At 32.9% G+C, this 20,418-nt stretch carries 14 protein-coding genes; 5 read left to right on the top strand and 9 right to left on the bottom strand.

Annotated elements, in window-relative coordinates; translation table 11 throughout:
* Positions 1–4: 4 nt before the first annotated feature.
* Positions 5–1,102, top strand: a complete 1,098-nt coding sequence (locus AC2DGP_RS14915; RefSeq protein ID WP_484490859.1) for a glycosyltransferase family 4 protein — start codon at positions 5–7, stop codon at positions 1,100–1,102.
* Between the two features lie 83 nt (positions 1,103–1,185).
* Here AC2DGP_RS14915 and AC2DGP_RS14910 read toward each other — a convergent pair whose 3' ends face one another.
* From AC2DGP_RS14910 to AC2DGP_RS14895, 4 genes are read right to left on the bottom strand one after another with little or no spacing between them, the layout of a single operon-like run.
* Entirely contained in the window at positions 1,186–1,965 is a 780-nt protein-coding gene (locus AC2DGP_RS14910) for a (Fe-S)-binding protein (RefSeq protein WP_484490858.1), read from the bottom strand.
* 33 nt (positions 1,966–1,998) lie between these two features.
* The gene (locus AC2DGP_RS14905; RefSeq protein WP_484490857.1) at positions 1,999–3,312 is read right to left on the bottom strand and encodes a 4Fe-4S dicluster domain-containing protein; all 1,314 of its coding nucleotides are present in this window, start codon (positions 3,310–3,312) and stop codon (positions 1,999–2,001) included.
* 20 nt (positions 3,313–3,332) lie between these two features.
* Entirely contained in the window at positions 3,333–4,298 is a 966-nt protein-coding gene (locus tag AC2DGP_RS14900; protein ID WP_484490856.1) for an MlaD family protein, read from the bottom strand.
* 60 nt (positions 4,299–4,358) lie between these two features.
* Positions 4,359–5,471 carry an N-acetylmuramoyl-L-alanine amidase family protein gene (locus AC2DGP_RS14895; RefSeq protein WP_484490855.1) on the bottom strand — a complete coding sequence of 371 codons (1,113 nt, stop codon included), beginning with the start codon at positions 5,469–5,471 and terminating at the stop codon, positions 4,359–4,361.
* Between the two features lie 82 nt (positions 5,472–5,553).
* Between AC2DGP_RS14895 and AC2DGP_RS14890 the strand changes: the two genes are divergently transcribed.
* From AC2DGP_RS14890 to AC2DGP_RS14875, 4 genes are all read left to right on the top strand, one after another.
* Complete coding sequence (locus AC2DGP_RS14890) at positions 5,554–8,235, top strand: putative LPS assembly protein LptD (RefSeq protein ID WP_484490854.1); 2,682 nt, start codon at positions 5,554–5,556, stop codon at positions 8,233–8,235.
* Between the two features lie 32 nt (positions 8,236–8,267).
* A complete protein-coding gene (gene serB / locus AC2DGP_RS14885; protein ID WP_484490853.1) occupies positions 8,268–9,494 on the top strand; it encodes a phosphoserine phosphatase SerB in 1,227 nt (408 codons plus the stop codon).
* Positions 9,495–9,591: 97 nt separating this feature from the next.
* Entirely contained in the window at positions 9,592–9,972 is a 381-nt protein-coding gene (locus AC2DGP_RS14880) for a Rid family detoxifying hydrolase (RefSeq protein WP_484490852.1), read from the top strand.
* Positions 9,973–9,980: 8 nt separating this feature from the next.
* Positions 9,981–12,263, top strand: coding sequence for a transglycosylase domain-containing protein (locus AC2DGP_RS14875; protein WP_484490851.1), 2,283 nt, complete (start codon positions 9,981–9,983; stop codon positions 12,261–12,263).
* 17 nt (positions 12,264–12,280) lie between these two features.
* Here the strand turns inward: AC2DGP_RS14875 and AC2DGP_RS14870 are convergent, their stop codons facing one another.
* From AC2DGP_RS14870 to AC2DGP_RS14850, 5 genes are all read right to left on the bottom strand, one after another.
* Positions 12,281–12,643 (bottom strand): methylglyoxal synthase, encoded by a 363-nt coding sequence (locus AC2DGP_RS14870; RefSeq protein ID WP_300322391.1) that lies wholly within the window; start codon positions 12,641–12,643, stop codon positions 12,281–12,283.
* Positions 12,644–12,763: 120 nt separating this feature from the next.
* Positions 12,764–13,762 carry a type I glyceraldehyde-3-phosphate dehydrogenase gene (gene gap, locus AC2DGP_RS14865; RefSeq protein WP_484490850.1) on the bottom strand — a complete coding sequence of 333 codons (999 nt, stop codon included), beginning with the start codon at positions 13,760–13,762 and terminating at the stop codon, positions 12,764–12,766.
* Positions 13,763–13,798: 36 nt separating this feature from the next.
* Positions 13,799–14,785, bottom strand: coding sequence for a 6-phosphofructokinase (gene pfkA, locus AC2DGP_RS14860; RefSeq protein ID WP_484490849.1), 987 nt, complete (start codon positions 14,783–14,785; stop codon positions 13,799–13,801).
* A gap of 268 nt (positions 14,786–15,053) precedes the next feature.
* Positions 15,054–15,962, bottom strand: coding sequence for a nucleotidyltransferase family protein (locus AC2DGP_RS14855; protein ID WP_484490848.1), 909 nt, complete (start codon positions 15,960–15,962; stop codon positions 15,054–15,056).
* Between the two features lie 23 nt (positions 15,963–15,985).
* Entirely contained in the window at positions 15,986–20,398 is a 4,413-nt protein-coding gene (locus AC2DGP_RS14850; RefSeq protein WP_484490847.1) for a translocation/assembly module TamB domain-containing protein, read from the bottom strand.
* Between the last annotated feature and the right edge of the window lie 20 nt (positions 20,399–20,418).

Below are 20,418 nucleotides of genomic sequence, written 5' to 3'. Positions count from 1 at the left end.
TATTATGAATATACTTTCGACAGGAGATTACTTACCTAGCCTAACCATATCAATAGCACAACTTGAATTATTAATTGGATTAAAAAAGAAGGACGTAAATATTATTGTAGTAGCAAAATTTAATGGAGAAATTAAAAATAAATTTGAAAAAGCCGGTATCCGATGTATAGAAGATTACCCTAACGCAAAGGTAGATATACAGTATATCAATAGAATGAAACAATATATTCAAGAGAATAGTATTGACATCATACATGCTTTTGACGGTAAAGCTCTCAGGAACACAATTATTGCCATTAAAAAACTAGATGTTCGACTAATAACCTACATGGGATCGACCAGTATACACTGGCACGATCCAAGCGCATATTTCACCTACTTAAGTCCGAGGGTAGATAAAATCATATGTAACAGTGATTATGTATACACACATGTTAAAAAACAATTGTTCTTTTCAAATAAAAAGAAAGCTGTAAGAATATTTAAAGGCTACAATCCTAATTGGTTTAAAAATACAAAAGGAGCGGATTTATCGTATTTAAAAACAGACTGCAACACGACCATTGTGTGTTTAGCTGCTAATTATCTGAAAGTAAAAGGTATTGAATATTATATTGAAGCTATAAAATATATTCCAAAAAACACTAACATACAATTTCTTTTGATCGGAGATATGAGAAAGCAACAAAATGCCATTGATTTGCTTATAAACAACAACCCTCTAAAAGATAGAATACATGCATTAGGCTTTCAATCCAATCCAATTTCTATTTTTAAAAGCATCGATATTTATGTACAAACATCTAATCGAGAAGGCTTTGGAAGGGCTATCACAGAAGCAATGTGTTCAAAAAAACCTATTGTAATGACAGATGCAGGTGGATGTACAGAACTTATTGATACAGATTCTGGTATCATTGCTCCTACTAAAAACCCGAAAGAAATTGCTCTAGCTATTCTAAAACTTGTTAACAACAAAGAATTAAGAGAATCTATGGGAAACAATGCTTATGATCGCATAAAAAACATTTACTCTATAAATAGAACTGTCAAAGAAACTCTAGAGCTCTACAATGAAGAATATGAAAAATTAAAAAAATAAAATTATTAAGATTTTAATTTACTTAAAAATAAAAAAAGGTTCCCTATGGAACCTTTTTTTATTCTTTTATTTTCTTATTACCCTTACAAATCCTGAGCTGTCGCAATCATCTCAGCAATATCCATTACCTCAACCTCGGCTTCTTTTTCTTTATTTTTAACACCATCGGTCATCATTGTATTACAAAAAGGACAACCGGTAGCAATAATTTCGGGCTTTACCTCCAAAGCCCCTTCTGTACGGAGTACATTTACTTCCTTATCACCTTTCTCTGCATCTTTAAACATTTGAGCTCCACCAGCACCACAACAAAGTCCATTCACTTTGCATTTTTTCATCTCAACCAATTCTACATCCAACTTTCTTATCAAGTCTCTTGGAGCTTCATATACATCATTTGCCCTACCCAAATAGCAAGGATCGTGGAAAGTAATTTTTTTCCCTTTAAACTGACCTCCTTCAATAGTCATTTTACCAGAATCTAATAAATCTTTCAGAAGCTGGGTATGATGAACTACTTCATAATTCCCTCCTAATTCAGGGTATTCATTTTTAATAGTATTAAAACAATGTGGACATGCTGTCACAATTTTTTTTACTTCATATGAATTTAAAACTTCAATATTTGTCATAGCCTGCATCTGAAACAAAAACTCATTTCCAGATCTTTTCGCAGGATCTCCTGTACAACTTTCCTCTGTTCCTAAAACAGCAAAATCAACATTTGCTTTGTTCAATATTTTCACAAAAGCTTTGGTTATTTTTTTTGCTCTATCATCAAAACTCCCTGCACAACCAACCCAAAACAACACTTCTGGTTGCTTTCCTTGAGCCATCATTTCTGCCATCGTAGGTACGTTCATACTTATATATTTTGAAATTAATTCTATCTCTAATTAAGCCTCGTCTTTCCAATTCAATCGATCCATCTGATTGTATGGCCAAGGTGCACCATTATTTTCTACATTCCCCATCATTACATTCAATTCTTGAGGTGCAGAAGACTGCTCCATAACCAGGTATTGTCTCATATCCATAATAATAGATAAAGGATCTATGTTAACAGGACATTCTTCAACACAAGCATTACAACTAGTACAAGCCCATATTTCTTCTTGAGTAATGTACCCGTCTCCCAACAACTGTTTTCCATCGTCAACAAACTTTCCTTCATTGGCATCCATATTTTTTCCGACTTCCTCTAATCTATCACGAGTTTTCATCATAATAGCACGTGGAGACAACTCTTTTCCTGTTTGATTGGCTGGACATACTGAACTACACCTACCACATTCTGTACAAGTATAAGCATTCATCAATTGAACCCAATTCAAATCTGTTACATCACTTGCTCCAAACTTTTCTGGATCTCCATCGTCTTCTGCTGGCATTGCATATGGGTCTGCATTTGGATCCATCATCGTTTGTACTTCTTTGGTCACAGCAGCATTATTAGGGAATTTCCCTTTGCTATTAAGGTTCGCATAAAAAGTATTTGGAAATGCTAGCAAAATATGGAGATGTTTGGAATAATATAAATAATTTAAAAATGTAAAAATTCCACAAATATGAATCCACCAAGCAGAACGCTCTATGAAATGAACAGTTTCAAGTGACATTCCTGAGAATAAAGGTGCGATCCATTGACTTATTGGATTTCCAATACCTATTTCCTGAAAATGAATGTCAGTTGCATTCATCACCAAAAACAAACTCATCAAAACCATTTCAAAATAAAGAATAATATTTCCATCATTCTTTGGCCAAGCTGTCATCTCTTTATTCCAAAACCTTTTGATTTTAATGACATTTCTTCTAATCCAGAAAACAATGACTGAAATCAAAACTAACACAGCTAGCACCTCAAAAGTTCCGATTAAAAAACCATAAAAATCTTCTCCTAAAATCGGCAAAAATAATCTATGTGTTCCTAATAATCCATCCAGTATAATTTCTAAAACTTCTATATTAATGATTATGAATCCTACATAAACGATAACATGTAATAATCCAGAAATAGGTCTTTTTACAATCTTTGATTGTCCTAAAGCAATTCTAGCCATATTAGCCCATCTCTCTTTGGGGTTGTCAGATCTATCAATAGCTTTCCCTAAAAAAATATTACGTTTTAATTTAGAAATGTTTTTAACAAAAAAACCAATACTTGCAATAGCTAGCAAGGCAAAAATTATGTTAGGTATAAATTGCATATGCTCCTTATTTTAATTTTCTATTTTTTCTCAATCGTATCGTTTGGCACATATTCTTTCTCCTTTTTTCCAAAAACCGAGACATGTACATAACGTTTTGGGTGCAACTTTAAATCTTCTAATAACTCACCTAGTTCCTTCGTTGCCTTATCTAAATTATCATAAACTGCCGGATCATTTACAAACTTTCCTATAGTTCCATCTGCATGATCAATTTTCATAGAAATAGAATTTAAATTTGCCATCGTAGAATCCATCTTCGCAATCAATTCACCAATATTCGCCTCAACAAGAGTATCTGATAATGATGAAAAGTTTTGCGTTACATGCTCCACATTCTCCATTGAGCTCCTCAAACTTTTTCTATTTTCAATAACCAACAATTCTGAATTTAAAGTTAACCTTTCTAAGTTTACCATAGCACCGTCCAAACTAGCAATTGTACTTTTTATATGATTTCTAGAATCGATATCTAAAATTTGATTGATGTTTACCAGTAAAGAATCAGCACTTGTAATTACACTTTCTAATTTTGATTGTAACGGATTTAATTTTTCTCCTACAGAAGAAAAAATATCTGATTCTATTTCACCTTTTAAAAAATCACCTGACTCAGCAATTTCACTATCATATGAAGGTATAATTGCTAAAGATTTCCCTCCCATTAAACTAGCACTGTATATTTTAGCAATACTGTTCTTGCCAAAATCAAAAGATTTTTCAATGCTAAATTTAACAACTAACTCACCTCTTCTTTCCGGAGCTTCATCAAAACTAATATCTACTACCCTTCCTATCTGAAACCCATTAACCGTAACCGGACTAGCAGTACTTAAACCTTGAACATTAGCATACCTTGTAAAATAAGTATTGGATCTTCCATCAAAAACATTATGTCCTTTCAAAAAATTAAATCCCCAAATAAAGACAGTTATCACTATTATAACAACTGCTCCTGTTTTCAATTCTCTAGAATTCTTAATCATAAAATCTATTCTAATATGCTAGCAAAATTACTAATTATATCCGTTAGTAAAAATATAAAATCACTTTATTGCATCTTGCAAAGGAATCCTATCTTCTCCTAAAAATGCAGCAATAAATGAAGATTTATACCCGGCTTTTTTGGCCTTTTTCAACAAGTCCTTCGCTTGCTTGTAACTCGTAGTATTTCCTAAATAATATTTATAATACCCTGCAACAGGAACTCTTGTTACTCCTTTTAAGCCTTTAAAATTATAACTCGCTGTTTTAATTTTAGTCTTTCCTGATGCTATTTGAATTTTAAAATACGGGGTATCTCCATTATCTACAGGAGTTTCATCAATATAAATTGTTGGACTTACTGTAGAAACCGTATTTAACCTTACCCCTTGAATATGCTTACTTATTGCGTTTGAAATAGCCAAGGCCATTTCTGATTTCCCTTTACTTGATTGTAAATAAGCTCCCTCTTTTTTATTTGTTAAAAAACCTGTTTCTATCAAAACACTTGGCATATAAGTCTGATGCAACACCACAAAGCCAGCTTGTTTCACCCCTCTATCCGTTCGTTTCAACGAGCCGTGAAAATTCTTTTGAACAGAACTCGCCAAAGAAATACTCTCATCTAAATTCTCTTCTTGTTCCAAGGTCAACCCTATCATTGATGTAGGAGAATTCGGATTAAACCCTTTATATCTTTCTTGATAATTATCTTCTAACAAAATCACTTCGTTCTCCGCTTTGGCAACTTCAAAGTTTCTTTTATTTGCATGCAATCCTAGTACCCAAGTTTCAGAGCCAGACGCTTGCGAGTCATGTGCATTGCAATGTACAGAAACAAACAAATCAGCATCTGCCCTATTGGCAATTCTACCTCGTTCCCACAAATCAATAAAAACATCCGTTTTCCTTGTATATATAACTTTCACATTGCGTTCTTTTTTAAGGTTTTTTCCTATTCTTAAAACGATATCTAAAGCAATGTCTTTCTCCTTGTATTTTTTATAGCCAACCTTTCCCGGATCCTTACCTCCATGCCCAGCATCTAACACAACGGTAAATATTTTATCTTGTGCCTTAACAACTGATGAAAAACCAAATAATTGCAAAATTAAAAGCAAATAAAAAATTTGTTCTATTTTAAAGTTAATTTTAAGAGAATGTAACAAGTTCATCAATATTTTTTAATTAATTTTGGCAACTTATGGCTCGCTATAAAATTAGCGTACTAATTAGACAAAAATAGCATATATAGCATTGCGAACAAATATAAAACACATACTTTTATTTCTAGGTTTTATCCTTTTTGGAATAACGCAAAGCTATGCTCAAGATAAGGAGAATGATCCTCTTTTAAAACCCGAACCTAAGTTAAGATTAACTGACAGTATTCCAGCACCTGAGAACCTAATTCAGAAAGATAGTATACAAAACGACAGTATTCCTCCTCAAGAAAAGGAAGCTGTAGATGCAATCATTGAACATACCGCTGATGATTATATTATTGAAGATGTGGTAAACAAAAAAATATATTTATACGACAATGCTGAAATCACCTACAAAGATGTGAACATCAAAGCGGGAGATATAAAAATAGATTACGAAACTAATACGGTAACAGCCAAAGGGATTAAAGATAGTGTAGGTGAATACTCGCAATTGCCAGTTTTCAAACAAGGAGGAGAAGAATCTGCTCAAGATTCTATTGTATTTAACTTTAAAACTGAAAAAGCCTTGGTGTATGGCTTGAGTACCGAGCAAGATGGTATCTATACCCTTGGCGAAAAAATGAAAAGGCTAAATGACTCTACTATCTTTGTTCGGAAAATTAGGTTTACTACATCAGACAAACCAAATCCTGATTATTATTTGCAAACAAGTAAAGCAAAAGTTGTACCCGGAAAAAAAATTATTGTTGGGTTTACGCATCTAGTTGTTGCGGATGTACCCACTCCTGTGTTTTTACCTTTTGCCTACCTTCCTTTAACTACTTCAAAAACATCTGGTATTGTTGTACCTACCTATGGTCAATCTGTTAACCAAGGTTTTTTTATGCAAAATGGAGGTTATTATTTTGCAGGAAATGACTTTTTTGATTTAACTGTTTTAGGAGACATATATTCCAATGGAAGTTGGGGAGTTAGTACCTCTACTTCCTACAAAAAAAGATATAAATTTTCGGGTAGTATGAGTTTCAACTATGAAAGTCTGATCTACAGTGTTCAAGGTTTTGATGATTATAGTAAAAGTCAAAATTATAACATTAGATGGTCACATACCCAAGATTCCAAAGCAAACCCGAATTCAAAACTATCTGCCTCTGTAAACTTAGGTAGTAGTAACTATTATAGTCAATCTTTGAACGAATATAACAACGCAAACTCTTTAACTAATACTTTAAGTTCTTCTGTTTCTTATTATAGAAAACTTGTAGGAACTCCCTTTAACTTTACTGCATCGGCATCTCATTCACAAAATACGAACACAGAAATAATTTCGATGACACTTCCTTCCTTTATATTAAATATGGATAGGATTTACCCTTTTGCTCCAAAATCGGGGAGTCAAAAAAATGCTTTTCAAAAAATTGGATTGAATTACGGTTTAAAAGCTGAAAATAAAATTGAGGTTAGCGAGGAAGATTTTTTCAAGCCTAAAATGTTTGATGAGGCAAAAGCGGGAGTGCAGCAAGATGTTTCCGTGAGTACCAATATGAAATTGATGAAATATTTCACCCTATCTCCAAACGCAAATTACAAGGAGGTATGGTATTTTAAATCTATTGAAAAAAACTATGATGAAGATTCTCAATTGGCAGTTACAGACACCATAGATGGATTCACCTCATTTAGAGAGTATTCTGCAGGAGCTTCTATATCAACCAACATCTATGGTATGTTCAAATTTAATGGAAACGGACTAAAAGCCATTCGTCATACCATGCGTCCGTCTGTATCTTATAACTACAAGCCCGATTTCAGTCATTATTATCAAACTGTTCAAACAGGTCCTGATGAACTATATGATTATGAGGAATATTCACCTTTTGACGGTGGAGCTTATGGAAGCCCATCTAAAAATGAATCACAATCTGTAGGAATGTCCTTGAATAATAATTTAGAGGCAAAAGTAAGAGACAGGGAACCAACCGGTGATGAGGAATTCAAAAAGATTACCCTCTTAAATAACTTAAACTTTTCTACCGCTTATAATATTGTTGCCGATAGTTTAAAATGGAGTCCGGTAAATGTTACCGCAGGTACACAGATCTTGAATAATAAAATGAGCATCAATGCCGGTGCTACTCTTGACCCATATGCAATTAATGCCAATGGACAACGCTACAATACTTTTAACATCAACAACAATGGTAGCCTTTTTAGGTTGACAAGAGCAAACCTTACAATGAGTTACTCTCTGTCTAATAAAGACTTTGACAAAAGTGAGGATAAAAAAGATAAAAAAGACGAAATGCAAAACGAACAAAATACTGATTTGTTTGGACAAAGCATGACCAATGACTTTAGAGGAAATGATTTCAATAATCCTTCTAAAGATGATGACAATACAAGAAAGGACGAGAAAGTTCAACTTTACAAAAATAAAATTCCTTGGACACTACGACTGTCTTACTCCGGAACCTACTCTAATTCCAATAGAGAAAGTGAAATCACCAATAGCAGTTTAATGTTTACCGGTGATGTGGAATTAACGCCAAAATGGAAAGTCGGAGCTTCTTCAGGATTTGACTTTGTAAATAGAGGATTTACGTATACACAATTAAGATTTTCAAGAGATTTAGACAGTTGGAAGGTTAACTTTAACTGGGTACCATTCGGTCCAAGAACTTCTTACTACTTTTACATTGGTGTAAAATCTCCTATATTAAGTGATCTTAAATACGAAAAACGAAGTGCTCCAGATCAACGATTATTTTAAAATTTAAAAGAACAAAAGTAAACTCATATATAATGGAAAAAGAAATCATTTTATTAAACATTTCAGGACAAGACAAACCAGGTCTTACTTCTAGTTTGACTGGTGTTCTTGCAGAATATGGTGCGAAAGTACTTGATATTGGTCAAGCTAATATCCATGATACACTTTCTTTGGGGATTTTATTTGAAATAAAAGCCAAATCTAATTCTGCTCCTGTATTAAAGGATTTATTATTTAAAGCTTACGAGCTTGGAATCACCGCAAAGTTTAGACCTATTACTTTAGAGAAATATGAGAAATGGGTTTCTACGCAAGGAAAAAACAGATATATCGTAACGATATTAGGAGAAAAACTTGCCGCAGAACAGATCTCAGCAGTTACAAGTGTTATTTCTGATATCAATTTGAATATTGATTCCATCAAACGATTAACAGGGCGTACGTCACTGGTAAAAAACGACCCTTATCCAAGAGCTTCTATTCAATTATCTATTCGTGGTGAAATAACAGATAAAGAAGCGGTTACGTCAAAATTCATGCAAATTTCTAGAGATTTAGATGTAGATATTGCGTTTCAAGAAGACAATATTTACAGAAGAAATAGAAGACTTGTTTGTTTCGACATGGATTCTACTTTAATACAAACTGAAGTAATCGATGAACTTGCTGAACTTGCAGGTGTAGGTGAACAAGTAAAAGCAATTACTGAATCTGCCATGCAAGGTGAAATAGATTTCAATCAAAGTTTCAAAAAGAGAATGGCTCTTTTAGAAGGACTTAGTGAAGATGTTCTAAAAGAAGTAGCGAAAAACCTACCCATCACAAAAGGAGCTCATCGATTGATAAACACCTTAAAAAGTTATGGTTTTAAAACTGCAATTTTATCTGGTGGATTTACATATTTTGGTCATTACCTTCAAAAAGAATTGGGTATTGATTATGTTCATGCAAATCAATTAGAAATTAAAGATGGTGCATTGACAGGAGGATACCTTGGTGAGATTGTTGATGGTAACAAAAAAGCAGAATACTTAAAAGAAATTGCAGCAAAAGAAGGTATTGATATCAGCCAAACCATTGCTGTTGGAGACGGAGCAAATGATTTACCAATGTTAAATCTTGCTGGTTTAGGAATTGCTTTCCACGCCAAACCTAAAGTTAAAGACAATGCGCAAAGTTCAATCTCTAGTATAGGACTAGATGGAGTACTTTACCTATTGGGCTACCATGATAGACATATTGACCTCTTAGAGGAATAAATTTCTAAAAAAAGTAGTTATAAAAAATAACTACTTTTTTTTTACTCTTTATTGAAATCTAAATTATTTCATACTTTTAAACAAAACCTAAAGAATTATGAAAACTATTATAAAAACAAATAATGCACCTGCTCCGGTAGGGCCATACAATCAGGCAATACTAACAGGAGAAACTCTATATATTTCTGGTCAAATTGCTATCAACCCAAAAAACAATGAATTTGTATTAGATAGTATTGAAGCAGAAACAACACAAGTTATGGACAACTTACATGCTATCTTACAAGAAGCTAAAATGACCTTTGAAAATGTTGTCAAATCATCAATTTTTATAAGTAACATGGATGACTTTGCTAAAATAAATACGATTTACGGACGTTACTTTAACGAAGAAACAGCTCCTGCTAGAGAAACGGTACAGGTTGCTCAACTTCCTAAAAACGTAAACGTAGAAATTTCTATGATTGCACAATTGTAAATTAAAACATGTTTAAAAAGATTATCATTTTCCTATTAAAAATAGGGCTTCTTGGCTCTGTTTTACTTGCCTTGTTTATCGGAACTGTTTTGGTAGGTGGCTTCGGTCCAATACCTAGTTCAAAAGACCTGGCTTTTATAAAACAGTCAGAAGCAAGTATTGTATATAGTGCAGATCATGAGATTTTAGGAAAATTTTTCTTTAAAAACAGAACTCAAGTAAATTATGCCGACATTCCAAAACATATTGTTGAAGCCTTAGTTGCCACTGAAGATGTTCGCTTTTATGAACATGATGGGATAGATAAGGTTGCTATGTTAAGAGTTTTAGTGAAAACCATAATCTTAGGAAACAGCTCTGCTGGTGGAGGAAGTACACTTTCTCAGCAACTAGCAAAAAATTTATTTCATCGAAAAAACTTCTCTTTCTTGTCGATGCCCGTTAACAAAACCAAAGAAGCAATTTTGGCTAATAGACTAGAGCATATCTACAATAAAAGCGATATCATTGCATTGTATTTAAACACTGTACCATTCGGAGAAGGGGTTTATGGTATAGAAACAGCAGCACAACGATATTTCTCTACTTCTGTAAAATATTTAACTGTAGCACAAGGGGCTGTTCTCATCGGAATGCTAAAAGCAAACACTTACTACAATCCAAGGAAACATCCAGATCATGCTTTACGCAGACGAAATGTTGTTTTAAACCAAATGCTTAAAGCAAATTTTATTTCTGAAGACACTTTTGAAAAAGCGAGTCTTGAACCCTTAAAAACAAACTATAAAAATCTATTGCTTGAAAACCCAAACGGATACTATTTGCAAAAAATAAAACAAAAAGCTAGAGCTATCTTAAAGGAAGAAGTTAAAGAAGACGGCGCTCAATGGATTTTAGAACAAGATGGATTAATAATTGAAACAACTTTAAATTCTGAACTTCAAAACGAAGCTTTAAAAGCAAGAAAAATCCATTTGAAAAAACTTCAAAAATCGATGGATTACTACTGGGGAATTCTCAAAAAAAACCCCGAAATAAAAAATATTATTGAAAAAGAATGGGAGGCTACCAAGGACTATAAACGATATAAAAAACTGAACCTTAATTATAATACGATCATTGACTCAGCTAAGGTGAAAGACAAACGTCTTATTTTTGACTGGGAAACCTCAAACAAACAAATATCAAGGATAGATTCAATACATCATTATTTAAAAATGGTAAGTGCAGCAGTTTATGGAATGAACACAAAAACAGGTGCCGTTCAAATATATGTTGGTGGTAACAGTTTTGAATATTTACCCTATAACCTAATAACAAGTGAAAGACAGGCCGCGTCTACTTTTAAGCCATTCGTATACACTGCGGCTTTAGAAAATGGTCAACAGCCATGTGATTGGATTAATAATGAAGTGAAAACTTATGCTCAATACGACAATTGGAAACCTGAAAACTACGACCACTCAGATGGAGGCTATTATTCTATGCCCGGAGCACTTGCCAAGAGTATGAACATTCCAACCATTGAAACTTATATCAATGTTGGGAATAACAAACTACAAAATACAGTTGATAAACTTGGGCTAACGAAAAAACTAAAAGACCTACCATCAACGGCATTAGGAGCTACTAATTACTCCTTAGAGAATTTGGTTCAAGCCTATACTCCATTTGCTACTAAAAGCACGCCCGTAGTTCCTTATTACATAAGTTCAATTAAAACTGCTAATGGAGAAGTAATTTATACACATTTACAACAAAAGAATAAAAACAATACTGCAGAGGATGACTATGTAACTATGGAGACTCTCGAAACTATACAGTATCTCTTAAAAGGTGTTGTTGACAAGGGAACCGCAAGCCGACTCAAAACCAAATACAAAGTAAAAGGGGATTGGGCAGGTAAAACAGGAACCTCTCAAAACTATAGTGATTCATGGTTTATAGGTTTCAACTCAGATTTTATTATTGGAACCTGGGTCGGATGCAAATATCCCGTAATCAACTTAGCTCCTGGAACTGGTGGAGGCTCTATTGCTGCTCTACCGATAACCGGTCAAATAATTTCTAAAACATACAGCTCAAAAGAAGTAAATAAGTCCCTATCTTCCGGCTTTCCTAAATTTAACAAAAATACTATTGAATCTTGTAACTGTGACTTTTTCAGAGAAGAAAACACCTTAGAGAAACTTTTCGATTTATTTGATAAAAACAAAGAGAAACCAGAAAAAGGTGAGAAAAAGAAAAAAGGATTTTTCAGTAAACTATTTGGTAAAAAATCAAAGGACTAATACTTCTACCTTCTTTTTTACACAGATTTTATCAGCAAGGTTGCAGTAGACGGATTCGTGGCCAAGGGCACATCATAAACATCACACAAACGCATAAGCATAAAAATATCTGGTTCATGGGGATGTTTTTCTAGAGGGTCTCTAAAAAATATCACCATACCCGTTTTCCCCTCAGCAACACGTGCTGCAATTTGAGCATCTCCCCCTAATGGTCCGGACAAATATTTATGTACATTAAGGCCCGCTGCTTCTACTTTTGAACCTGTGGTACCCGTAGAAATTAAACTAATATCTTTAGCCTTTAACAATTCTTTATGCTGCATTAAAAACTGAACCATATCAGCTTTTTTTCCATCATGTGCTATAATCGCTATTTCCATATAATCAGTATTGTTTCGTTGCAAAATAATCAATTTGCATATAAATTAATCTTACTTTAAAAAAAATATCCCAATTCGTTTCCAAATCGGGATATTTAAAAGGTATAATAAAAAAGTGGCTTATAAAGTAGCTGCGTACTCGATCAAGTCAACAATTTTAGTAGAGTATCCGATTTCGTTATCGTACCAAGAAACAACTTTTACAAAGTTATCAGTTAATGCGATACCAGCGTTAGCGTCAAATACAGAAGTACGAGTTTCACCAACAAAGTCTTGAGAAACTACTAAGTCCTCAGTATATCCTAATACTCCAGCCATTTCGTTTTCAGAAGCAGCTTTCATAGCAGCACAAATCTCAGCGTATGTAGCAGGCTTTTCTAACTTTACAGTTAAATCAACAACAGATACATCCATAGTTGGTACACGGAAAGCCATACCAGTTAATTTTCCATTTAATGAAGGAATTACTTTTCCAACAGCTTTAGCCGCTCCTGTAGAAGAAGGGATAATGTTATGGATAGCAGAACGTCCACCTCTCCAGTCTTTCATAGAAGGTCCATCAACAGTTTTCTGAGTTGCTGTTGCAGCATGTACAGTAGTCATTAATCCTTCTGCGATTCCCCAGTTGTCATTCAATACTTTCGCGATTGGAGACAAACAGTTTGTAGTACAAGAAGCATTAGAGAAAATAGCTTCATCGGCTTTCAACTCAGTATTGTTTACTCCCATTACAAACATAGGTGTATCATCTTTAGATGGTGCAGATAAAACAACTTTTTTAGCTCCAGCCTCTAAGTGACCTCCAGCAGTTTCTTTAGTTAAAAAGAATCCAGTAGACTCAATTACATACTCAGCTCCAATTTCATCCCATTTTAAGTCTGCTGGGTTACGCTCTGCAGTAATTCTAATTTCATTACCGTTTACGATTAATTTACCATCAGCAACTTCAACAGTACCGTTGAATGGTCCGTGAACTGAATCATACTTCAACATGTAAGCTAAGTAATCAACATCTAACAAATCGTTGATACCAACAACTTGTACATTCTCTCTTGCTACTGCAGATCTGAAAGCAAATCTTCCGATTCTTCCAAATCCATTAATTCCTATTTTAATCATCTTATCTAAATTTAATTTATTTTTATTCTACTTTTATTAAACGGTCATGATTTCAGAAACTCTTAAAAGCTCTTCATCAATTGCGTGATTTTCTTTTACTGCTTTTTCTAATGGAGTGTATTTTATTTCGTTATTAACAAACCCAACCATTAAATTAGACGATCCAGACAACAACAATTCTACTGCTGCTACTCCAAATCTACTAGCTAAAACTCTATCGAAACAACTAGGAGCTCCACCTCTCTGCATATGTCCTAAAACAGATACACGGATATCATACTCCGGTAAATTCTCCTCAGCATATTCCGCCAATTCAAATATATTTTTTCCTGTTTTTTCACCTTCTGCAACAACAACAATACTCGATGTTTTTCCTGACTCCTTACTTTTGATAAGTGATTCAAGCATTTTTTCTAATCCAATATTTTCTTCTGGAATTAAAATTTCCTCTGCTCCTGCTCCAACACCGGCATTCAATGCTATAAATCCAGCATCTCTACCCATTACTTCAACAAAAAACAACCTATTGTGAGAAGAGGCCGTATCTCTAATTTTGTCAATAGCTTCTACAACAGTATTCAATGCTGTATCATATCCTAATGTAAATTGAGTTCCGTAAATATCATTATCAATTGTACAAGGAATTCCAATAATTGGAAAATTGTGTTCTTGGTTAAAAATCATACCTCCAGTAAAGGTACCATCTCCTCCAATAATAACTAAACCTTCTATACCTTTCGCTACTAAATTCTCATAAGCTTTTGCTCTTCCCTCTGAAGTCATAAACTCCATTGATCTTGCAGATTGAAGCATTGTACCACCTTTATTGATGATATTATTAACACTTCTTGCATTCAAACTCACAAAATTCCCTTCAATCATTCCTTGGTATCCTTGATAGATACCAACACATTCTACCTTATGGTAAGCACATGTTCTTACTACTGATCTAATCGCTGCATTCATCCCTGGAGAATCACCTCCTGAGGTCATAACTGCTATCTTTTTTAACTGTATATTCATCTTTCTATAATATTGTATAAAATTACTATTAATATAGATTATGGGAGTAAATTAACAAGTTTTATACGAAAACGTTTTCGGCTAAAACACATGTTTTTTACTGATTAAATCACTAAAATCTAGTCCTAAATATTAGGAACACTAAAATAAGTTTTTATTATGAAACGAATACAAACTTAGCACAGAAACAACTTATAATTAACTAATTAGTAACAAAAACATGGTGCATTTATTTTTTACAAAATAAGTTACACCATACTTATAATACTTATTCCCAAAGATTTTTTGGATATATCTTTTGTTCTTTCAAAGAATCGATCGCAGCAACAACGGTTGGCCTATCTTCTGCGTAGGTAACTCCCATCCATTTGGCATCTGAAGTTAACACCTTTACAGCCCCTTTTCCTGATTCAATTATATTATTTACAACTGTTGGGATAAAAAACTCACTTTTTAATTCTTTAGAACGCTCCGCTAAAAACAATTTAAAATCTGATTCCAATTGCTCCAAATATTTTGGTGTAAAGCCCCAAAAGTTCATCGAAACAATAGTATCTTCTGACATCGAAACAAATTCTCCGTTATCGTCTTTACGCTTAATTTGCCCTTCTACTTCTTCGATATGAGTTCTCTCAATAATATTTGTCAATTCTTGACTTTCATTAACAAAACATTCTCCTCTTGAGACAAAACCATTTTCAGAAATGGTATTCTTTAAATTATACCCAACCATACACATATTGTATGAATTGACATCCAGGTTATCTAACTCTTTGATGATCGTTTTAAATGCTCCTTTAGAATAAAAGTCATCTCCATTGATTACAATAAAATTACCATCTACCACATCTTTGATCATCAAAGTTGCATGTCCAGTTCCCCAAGGTTTAACGCGATCTGCATCAACATCGAAACCTGCTGGTATTTTTTCCAATTCTTGACATACATAGGCTACTTCAACTTTACCTTTCAATCTTTCGTCATAGATTTTTTTAAAATCATCCTTAAAAGATTCTCTAATAATAAAAACAACCTTTTTAAACCCCGCTTCAATGGCATCAAAAAGAGAAAAATCTATAATTGTATCTCCGTCTGCAGACATCTTATCCAACTGCTTTAATCCGCCGTATCTGCTACCCATACCGGCAGCTAGAATCACTAAAGTATGCTTACTCATTTTATATTTATGTTTTTTTATTTCTACAATATTGATGGAACTACTAAAATCAAATCATCTGAAATCTGTTCTACATCAAGGTTGTCAAAAGTATTTCTTTTTTTCTTTCCAAAACCAAATTTTGAAAACATTTCTTTTAAACTGCTAAAATCTATTTGATATACTAGTCCTATTCCTTGTGTGTAACCCTCTTCCTCCTGTGAATATTGAACCTCATTTTGTCTATTAAACACCGTATATCTAAGTTTACCTTCATCATCCACTAAAAACTCTACTTTTACTTCACCAATAACATTAGACTGTGTTTTAGTCCCAACAGGTACCCCTAAGTTACCATCTATTAATATTTTATCATTGATTTGTGTTTTCAAGGATATATCTACCTGATTATCTATATTATATTCTTCAACATCACTTTTATCACCTGAAGTATATCCAAGATCAATTTGAAATTTATCTCCATCCTCATTAAATATATCAGAAAGAGCCCCCGAAATAATATCTGAGGTTGTTCCTGAAACAAACGATCCACCACTTGAAGCTACATTTTCTTCATTAAAAAAGCTCTTTGCCAATAGTAGCGAGAAAAACTGGCGAAGTGTCGCATTCTCATCGTCATTATTCAAAACAAAAGAAAGCTCAGAAGCTACTGTAGAACTTGAGTTTGGAATCACAATGCTAAAATCCTCATGAGAATTAAATAAACTACCTGTTATATCTGTAATAAGGTCAACAGCAATTTTTCTACTTGTATTTAAATCCGTTAATAAAACTTTCGGATTTGCTTTCACTCTATGCGTTGCCCTAATATTAAGATTTGCATTCATAGGATCTCCATCCCAAGAAATCAAACCTCCCTTTTCAATTTCAAAAGGTTTGTTTATCAATCCTCCATAAATAAAATTATAAAACCCTTGATCAATAAGGTAATCTCCATACATATTGAATTTTCCTTTGGTATCAATTTCAATCAATAAATTCCCTGATCCTGTTCCACGCAATGAACTCCCCGAAACTCTGTCAATCACTATTTCTGCTTCCGCATCTGGAGTTACATCTATATCGAAATTCAATGACAGACCTTGAAATTTTTCAATCAAAAACTCATTATCAAATAAACTCGTTTCAAAATCTTTTTTCTCATCAGATTTAAAATGTATCAAACCAGAATTCTCAACAGCCTTTACATCGTTTAATGGAATGATAAACTTTGTCCCTTCTAAAGTTTTTGCTTTTACGTCAATATTTAAGTCGTTCGTAGTTCCCGAAATATTGGACAAGCCTTGAATAAATCCAGTACCATAATAACTTACATTATCACCATCTTCCGTATCTAAAACAAGAATTCTATCCGATTTTAAATTTAAATCTAAATTCCAATTTTTGTAATAAGAATGTTTAATGGTACCGTTAATAATTCCATTAGTTTTATACTTAGTATCTTCAACTATTAAATTATCAAAACTAAACGTTTGATTACTCAAGGTAACTTTGGGATCATTAATCAAATTGTAGTCAACATTTAAATATGGAAATGTGAACCCAGCATCTTCCAACTCAATCACACCATTCATATCTGGATTTGACAAGGCTCCTACTACATGAAACTCTCCATTTGCCACTCCACGTAATTGAGATAATACGTTTTTCCCTAGCGGACTAAAAGCATTCAAATAAAAACCATCCAGTTTTACATCTAAATTTATCAAAGGGATTTTAGGACCTATATCGATATAACCTACTGCATCTAATTGTTTGTAGGCCTCGTTTTGCAAGGATACATCCACTTGATATTTTTTATAGGAATCATTGGCATTTACATGCATATTTAAATCACCTTGTAATGATCCATTTATCGTAAATTCTTTAATATCTAAATTCCCTAGCGGGTTGTATATCCCATTCTCTTGTTTGAAATTTAATTCACCATCTAGAACTCCTCCCAATGAAAGAGAATCTACTTTTGGCATGATGGCGTCAAGATTTACATTATCAAAATCCATCTTAAGATTCTTGTAGGTAGAGTCCCTAATTACTCCTTCAAATTTGACTCGTTGCCCTTCTGTAAGAAGTTCAATTTCTTTTATTTCGTATTCCTGCTTTTTAAAATTAAAAACTAACTTATTATTCTTGTTGTCATTAGGGTTGATCATCCACTCCTTGTCCTTGAATAATATTTTGGATTTCAAAATCCCTAATACGGATTCTTTATTTTTATCAATAGTATAGTAAAATACTACACCGTACCTTTCCTCATTATCCTTCCCTCCAGTAAAATCAGACCTAAAATAGAGAGTGTCATTTACCTTTTTATTATACAAATTAAACTCCCGAACCGTATACTGAGGTGATTTTACTTGTTTAATGGATACATTCGTATTTAATGCAGGATTTTTATTATCTAATTTGACATTAATACTATCAATAAATGTATTATTCATTTTAATTTTCGGAGTAGAAAACAAAACTTTAATATCATTTGTTTCTTCGATCACCTTACCTTGTAATTTAGCACTTGACAACAAGCTGATTTTAGGTGACAATACCGGAATGATAGGACTAAAAATTTCAAAATCAAATTCTACAAACTGATCCCCTTCCACCTCTATAGGAGTATAATTTGCCATCATGCTTCCTAAAGAATTCTGGACCATTTTCCCAATATCAGCAAATCTAAAAGCACCTTGAACTTGACCGTTAATAATGTCTTCAGAATTAAACTCAATCGTTCTTAAATGCTCATTTTTTTGAGATTTTAATGAAAAATTTTCAAACTCATGAACTTTAAACTCATTGGTATAGGATGCATTTTTAAAACTCGCATTACCAATAATATTATCTATAGAATTCCCTGTCAAATCAATATTTATATCTCCTTTAATCACGGAAATACTATCACGTTCAAATAAGTGCAGGGTTTTTAAATCGAAACGATCCACTTTAACATTAAAATCAAACTCATAGTCTTCTTTAGATAAATCAGCTAGTCCCGTAAAATCAAAACTAATATTGGGGTCATCTATCATCAAATGCCCATTAAATAATTTATTTTGCAACACCCCATCAATTTGAACACCTCTATAGGTATATCCTTTATACTGGTGCTTAGATACAATTCCGATGAGTGAAGTGTTAATGTTTTCTAATTTAAAACCTTCTCCTTCTACTTCCCCTTCAAAAGAAAGTTGACCAATTAAAGGATCTCCAATCATTTTCCCTAATTCAAAATCTGTAACATTAACATAACCATCATAAGTAGCTTCATCAATATTATCGATATTTGTAAGTTCTAAATCAACACTAGCCTTTCCCATTTTTGATCTAATATCAATCGCCAGGTCCAATTTATTCTTGGTTATTAAAGTAGCTCCAGAAACAGAAAAAACACCAATTTTTTTCAATTCAGATGGAAGATTTTTTCCAATTACATTCGGCATTAAATTTTTTAACTGACCATAATCCGACTTTAACTCATCACTTACTCCATAAATTGAGAATTGGCTTCCTTGACTTAAGGCTTCTTTAAAATGATAATTTCCTTTTATTTTGAAATCTGATCCAGATGTTAAATTAAAATGAGATAATTTAAAATCATTTATCTTTCCTTTAAAAGTGGAACTCACATTTAATAAGTCATCCCCAGCAAACTCGTTATATAATTTTTTAAGGTCAACTAATGATATTTTTGAATTTTTTAATATCGCTTCAATTTCGACTTTATTATTAAAATCTTGAAGATCATCCCCATCATAATTAAACACCACATCAATATCTATTTTAGAATGTGAAGTTTCTAGATATGCCTCTTGAAAAAGCATTTGATTTGTTGTGTAAGTAAAAGAAGTGGTTAAATTCTCGACTTTCAAATTATGATTATCTACAAAAGAAGCATTCTCAACACGCAGGCCTACCCGAGTCCCATTCAAATCAAACTCTTTTACTATACCTTTAATTCCATAATAAAAAACAATCATAGAATTCTGCTTTTTATTTTCATTGACAATGTCGAAATCAACATTATGTAAACCGATATACGGAGAAAATAATTTAAATGGTTTTTTAGCTTTCGTTTTTTTGTTCTTACTAAATTTCCTAGAGAATATTGTTAGATTATTGGTTTCTTCTCCTTCGTATGTTTTCATATGAAAAACCCCATCATATAACTCAGACTCCCCTAAAACAAGTTTGTTTTTTAATAAAGAATTTATTTTTAAAAGTTCCGACTGTATCTTTTTTACTGCTATTAACGTATCATTATGATGATCTTTTATTAAAACCCCAGACAATTGAACCTCTCCAAAAGGTGAAATTTTAATCTTATCTACCTTTATATCAGCATCATAAGTTTCTTGTAAAAACCCTGAAACTTTAGAACCTACCTTTGTTTGCACTGATGGCTGTGCTAGCAAAACACCTAATACAAGTAATAAAAGCAAAACAATTGCTAAAATTCTAG

Source organism: Flavicella sp. IMCC45537 (assembly GCF_057197705.1).
Note: the sequence above shows the minus strand (reverse complement) of the source record. Positions and strands in the feature narration are given on the sequence as shown.